The sequence below is a fragment of the Mesorhizobium sp. M7A.F.Ca.CA.004.04.2.1 genome (genome assembly GCF_004022825.1).
In the GTDB taxonomy this organism is placed as follows: Bacteria; Pseudomonadota; Alphaproteobacteria; order Rhizobiales; family Rhizobiaceae; genus Mesorhizobium.
Genome location: NZ_RZPH01000356.1, coordinates 1 through 5,382 on the forward strand (window position 1 = coordinate 1; position 5,382 = coordinate 5,382).

6 protein-coding genes are annotated in these 5,382 nt (G+C 65.1%); 4 read left to right on the top strand and 2 right to left on the bottom strand.

Annotated elements, in window-relative coordinates:
* The 3 genes from EN893_RS17035 to EN893_RS17045 form a co-directional block, all read left to right on the top strand.
* On the top strand, positions 1-508 hold a 508-nt coding region (locus EN893_RS17035), incomplete at its 5' end, for an FAD-binding oxidoreductase (protein ID WP_164900924.1).
* Between the two features lie 55 nt (positions 509-563).
* Positions 564-2,165 carry an ABC transporter substrate-binding protein gene (locus EN893_RS17040; protein WP_127269268.1) on the top strand — a complete coding sequence of 534 codons (1,602 nt, stop codon included), beginning with the start codon at positions 564-566 and terminating at the stop codon, positions 2,163-2,165.
* A 3-nt stretch (positions 2,166-2,168) separates the two neighbouring features.
* Positions 2,169-3,350 (top strand): serine hydrolase domain-containing protein, encoded by a 1,182-nt coding sequence (locus EN893_RS17045; protein WP_236382751.1) that lies wholly within the window; start codon positions 2,169-2,171, stop codon positions 3,348-3,350.
* On the opposite strand, the gene EN893_RS17050 is transcribed toward EN893_RS17045, so the two are convergent.
* Positions 3,347-4,060: a 3-keto-5-aminohexanoate cleavage protein gene (locus EN893_RS17050; protein ID WP_127269269.1), complete on the bottom strand. Its 714-nt coding sequence runs from the start codon at positions 4,058-4,060 to the stop codon at positions 3,347-3,349. The genes EN893_RS17045 and EN893_RS17050 overlap by 4 nt on opposite strands.
* A gap of 320 nt (positions 4,061-4,380) precedes the next feature.
* On the opposite strand from EN893_RS17050, the gene EN893_RS17055 reads away from it, so the two are divergent.
* Entirely contained in the window at positions 4,381-4,575 is a 195-nt protein-coding gene (locus EN893_RS17055; RefSeq protein WP_164748793.1) for a hypothetical protein, read from the top strand.
* A 54-nt stretch (positions 4,576-4,629) separates the two neighbouring features.
* Here EN893_RS17055 and EN893_RS17060 read toward each other — a convergent pair.
* Positions 4,630-5,382: EAL domain-containing protein (locus EN893_RS17060; protein ID WP_164900925.1), on the bottom strand; the 753-nt coding region annotated here is incomplete at its 5' end.

Below are 5,382 nucleotides of genomic sequence, written 5' to 3' on the forward strand. Positions count from 1 at the left end.
CCCCGGTCTCGGCTCCCGGCCGAAGCGCCGCCCCGCCTTCCTTTTCGATCCGCCCGCCGGCACCGACATCAGCGCCTGGCCGCTGGTGGTCGATTTGCATGAACAATTCTACTTCAAGCCCGATGCCGGCAGGCTGATCGGCTCGCTGGCCGACGAGACCGATTCCGAACCCTGCGACGCCTATCCGGAAGACATCGACGTCGCCATCGCCGTCGACCGCATCGAACAGGCGACGTCGCTGCGCATCGGCCGTCCGTCGACGCCATGGGCGGGCCTGCGCACCTTTTCGCCCGACCGCACGCCGGTCATCGGTTTCGACCCGCGCCTGCCCGGCTTCTTCTGGCTCGGCGGCCAGGGCGGCTACGGCTTCCAGGTGTCGCTGACGCTGGCGCGGCTGGGTGCGGCGCTGCTGCGCGGCCAGCCGCTGCCGGACGATCTCACGGCACGCGGTATCACCTCCGCCGCGCTTGCGCCCGACCGTTTCATCACCCCGGCGGCGACGCCATGAACTTCACCGGCCTGCCCTTCCCTCAACCCGTAAAGTGTCATCAGGAGCGTTTGCGATGAAATCCGTTCTGCGCGCAGTCCTTAGCTCGTCCTTGCTGGCCTCGTCCGTCCTTCTTGGCGGACAGGCCTACGCCAAAACCCTGGTCTATTGCTCGGAAGCCAATCCCGAAACCTTCAACCCGGCGATCGGCACGGCGGACTCCACCATGGATGCCGCCGCCAAGACGATCTTCAACCGGCTGGTCGAGTTCAAGCCTGGCACCACCGAGGTCGGGCCGGCGCTGGCCGAAAGCTGGGAGGTCTCAGCCGACGGCAAGATCTACACGTTCCACCTACGCCACGGCGTGAAATTCCAGTCGAACGACCACTTTACACCGTCGCGCGAGTTCAATGCCGACGACGTGCTGTACACCTTCAACCGCCAGCGCGACGCCAGCAATCCCTACCACAAGTTCGGCGGCGGCGCTTACGAGTACTTCAACGCACTGGGCATGGGCTCGCTGATCGACAAGATCGACAAGGTCGACGACCACACCGTGCGCTTCACGCTGACGGCGGCCAACGTCACCTTCCTGCCCGGCATTGCGCTCGACTATCTCTCTATCCTGTCGTTGGAGCAGACCGAAAAGATGGTCACCGCCGGCACGCCGGAACTGATCGATAGCGAGCCCGTCGGCACCGGCCCGTTCGTGCTGCAGGCCTATGTCCCCGACAGCCAGATCCGCTACGCCGCCAACAAGGATTATTGGCGCGGCCCGCCGAAGATCGACACTCTGGTGTTCGCCGTTACGCCCGAACCGACCACGCGCGTCGAGCGTCTCAAGGCCAATGAGTGCCAGGTCGCCGCCCCGCCCCCGCCAAGCGCCGTCGCCGATTTGCGCACCGATCCCGACATCACCGTGCTCGACCTCAAGGGTCAGAACATCGGCATCCTCGGCTTCAATGTCGAACACCAGCCGCTCGGCGATGTGCGCGTGCGCATGGCGCTGGCCAAGGCCGTCGACCGCAAGGCGATCGTCGACGCCGTCTATGCCGGCGCCGGCACGGTCGCCGGCAGCGTCGTGCCGCCGGCGCAGATCGGGGCCGTCACCGACGCCGGCATCGACTATGACCCGGATGGCGCGAAGGCGCTGCTGAAGGAAGCCGGCCACGAGAGCGACCTGAAAATCAGCCTGTGGGCGATGCCGGTATCGCGGCCCTACAATCCCAATGCCAAGCGCATGGCCGAGATGATCCAGGCCGACTGGGCGAAAGTCGGCGTCAAGGCCGAGATCGTCAGCTTTGAATGGGGCGAATATCTCAAGCGCACCGCGGCGGGCGAACAGGACGCCTATCTGCTCGGCGGCAGCAGCGACAATGGCGACCCCGACAACATGCTGAGCTACCTGCTGTCCTGCGACGGCGTGAAGGGCGGCTCCAACCGCTCGCGCTGGTGCGATCCGGCCTTCGAGAAGCTGCTGCAGGACGGTCGCGTCGCCGCCGATCCGAAACAGCGCGCCGACATCTACGCCAGGGCGCAAGCGATCCTGAAGGTCGAGGTGCCGGTGGCGCCGATCGCCCATTCGGTGGTGGCGATCCCGATCCGCAAGAGCGTGCTCAACTACGTGCTCGACCCCTTCGGCCGGCAGAACTTTGCCGCCGTCGATATGGCGGAGTGAAGCTTGGCGACCCTGCCCTCGGGCTCGGCCCGGGGACGCACCGACACCTATGAAACCAGCAATTTGGCGGCGAAAGCAGAATCCATGCGTGAAGACCTGAACGCCCTCCTCAAGACCTATCTCACCGATGGCGCGGTAGGCGCCTCGCTCGCCTACTCCACAGGCGCCGCACCAACCGCCCTCACTGCCGGCCTCGCCGACCGGGAGCATGGCATTGCCGTCTCGCCCGACCGCCTGTTCAAGATCGGCAGTTGCACCAAAACCTTCGTCGCCGCCGCATTGGTCAAGCTCGCTCAGGACGGCAAGCTCGACCTCGGCGCGCCGATCGCCTCCTGGTTTCCCGACCTCCCGGGAGCAGAAGACATTTCGGTGCGCCAGCTGATCAACCACCGCAGTGGCCTGCCCGAGTTCGAATATTACATTCCGATGGATCCGAGCCGGCAATGGACGCCGCAACAGCTGGTCGACATAGCCTTCGTTTCCGACAAGCAGAAGGCGCCGGGCGGGCCCGCCGTCTACAACAACACCGGCTATGTTCTGGCCGGCATGGTGATCGAGGCTGTCTCCGGCCAGTCGCTGGGCGGTTATGTCAGAAGCGCGGTGCTGCACCCGCTCGGCCTGACAAACACCTGGTCGCCGGCCACCGAAGCCTTTCCGGAAAAGTCGATGGTGCGTGGTTACTACCACCGCCCCCCGCCGCCAGCGAATGCGCCCACCGACATCGCCTCGGGCGGCGAGATGTGGCGCATGGATGGCGTGCTGCCCTACTCCGACGACTTGCAGGATTCCTCCGATTCCTTCCCGTTCGGCGCCGCTTATGGCTGCGGCGACATGGTGTCGACGCCGTCCGATATGGTGAGCTTCATGCGTGGTCTCTTTTCCGGAAAGCTGCTGTCGCCGCCGTTCTTCGCCGAGATGTTCGAACACCGCGTGCCGGCAAGTTTCCCTGGCACACGCATGCGCGAGACCGGCGCCGGCATGTTCCAGAGCGCCTACGCCGATCGCGCCTTCTACGGCCACCAGGGCAGCATCCCCGGCTACGTCGCCGTGATGCTGCACGACCCGCTGTCCGGCCTGACCATCGCCATGACCAGCAATGTCGGCTCCGGCAACCGGCTGTCCTTCCAGGCCAGTGGCCTCCATCCGGTGGTCGATAAGGCGATCAGGATCATTCTGGAAAACTAGCCGCGAAAGATCGCCACGGCGGCAGCGATGATCGCCGCGTTGTCCTTCGCCACAGTTCCATCGGCGAGCGTATTGCCGTCTTCCAGACCGACCCGTGTCGACCAGCGCTTGCGATGCGCAACCTTGACGAAGGGCCAGACAGTTGCATCGACGCCATGCAGCAGGATCGGCCGCCGTACCCCGGCGCGCTCGAGCACGGCGACGATGCCATGCGCTTCGTCGAGTGCAGCGGACAGGTCCGGGATGTCGATCTCGATCAGAATGCGCAGCACCTGGTCGTGGCCGGGAAGCGCTACGAAGCGCTCGGCATCGGCGACGACGGCAAGCCCCGCCTCGATGCCGACACCACGCTGGCGCAGCAGTTCCATCACGGCGGGCGCATCCGGTTCGGACAGGTTGACCGAAGCATAGTCGGGCAGGTCTCGCCAGCCGGCGATCGCCGTGCGGGTCCGCTCGACGTCGTTCTCGATCCAGGCGCCGGTCGACACGCCGACCAGTGTTCCCGGGCAGGTCCGGCGCACCGCCAGCACGGTGGCGTCGACGGCTGCCAGGCTTTCGCGCCCGTCAGTGCCGCGCGGATGGATGTGCAGTTCGGCCGCTCCAGCGGCGACGCAGGCTGCCGCATCGCTGGCCATTGCCTCGGCAGTCAGCGGCAGCTTCGGGTGGAAATCGCGCACGCGCGCGCCGTTGATGCAGGCCTGGACGATCATCGGTCTCACCTTGCGCAGGAAGTTGACAGTCTAATCACGCGGCGGTGAAGCCGCCAATCTCCCCCGTGTGGGGGAGATCTTCAATCTCATCAAGCGTGCAGGCTGCGAAACAGATCGAAAATCTGATTGTTCAGGTCGGCAGGACAGCGCCCCCCTTTATCCTGCCGGACATCTCCCCCACGGGGGGAGATTGGCAGCATCAACGCCGCGCGCCTCCCCGCAACATTCGGCGGCATTTGAATAAAAGCCGCTTGTGGATATTTACCCGGCGTTCCCTCGTCTCCGGCAAGGTCTTCTAGGGCGGGATCATGGAGGGACCATTGACCAGCGATTTTTCAGCCGCCCGCATCCACCTCGAACGAGCCTATCATTATCTGCAAGGCAACGACGAGACGAGTCGCGCGGCCTGTGAAGCGCTCGATCTGTTGATCGAAGCGGTGACGGAAGCGCAGCACAGGCGACCCGAGGCTGGAGTGCTGGAGTTTCCGCAATCGACGGCGCGGCGAACCGGATAGAATGCGGCGAGTTTCAGGTCAGTTCGGCCTGGCCTGAAACTCGCCGCACCCGGATCACGATGCCTTGCGGGCCGTCGCTCCCTTGGTCGCACGCGCGACAATTCGTTCCAGCGGCTCTGGCCGGTGCAGCAAAAATCCCTGGCCGAAGGCGACGCCCATGTCGCTCAACATGGCCAGCGTGTCCTGCTGTTCGATCTTCTCGCCGACCACGTCACAGCCGAGGCTGCGGGCGATGCTGGTGATGGCCAGCACGATCTCGCGGTCGAAACGGCTTTGCGTGATGTGTTCGATGAAGGAACCGTCGATCTTGATCGTGTCGACGGGGAACCGCCGGAGATATTCGAACGAGCTCATACCGGCGCCGAAATCATCGAGGCTGACCCGGCAGCGCCGCTCGCGCGCCTTGCGCACAAACTGTTCGGCGGCGTCGAAATTGGTGACGGCGGCGGTTTCGGTGATCTCGAAGCCGATGCCCGAATGCGGCGCCCCGGTTTCTTCTATGACGTTGTCCACGAAGTCCCAAAGCTGCGGGTCGCTCAGCGTCTGCGCCGACAGATTGAAGCCAAGCGTCAACGCCCCCGAACGCAAGGCGGCACCATGCCGCGACAGCGCGGTGCGGATGATCCAGCGGTCGAGCCGCGACGCGATGCCGAACCGCTCGGCCACCGGAATGAACTCGCCGGGTGGCACCAGCCGGCCGTTGCGGGCGGCGAGCCTGGCCAACACTTCGACATGGCGGCTTTCCAGCCAGGGACGGCCCAGCCGATGGATTTCCTGGCCAAACAGCTTCAGCCTTCCGTCTTCCAT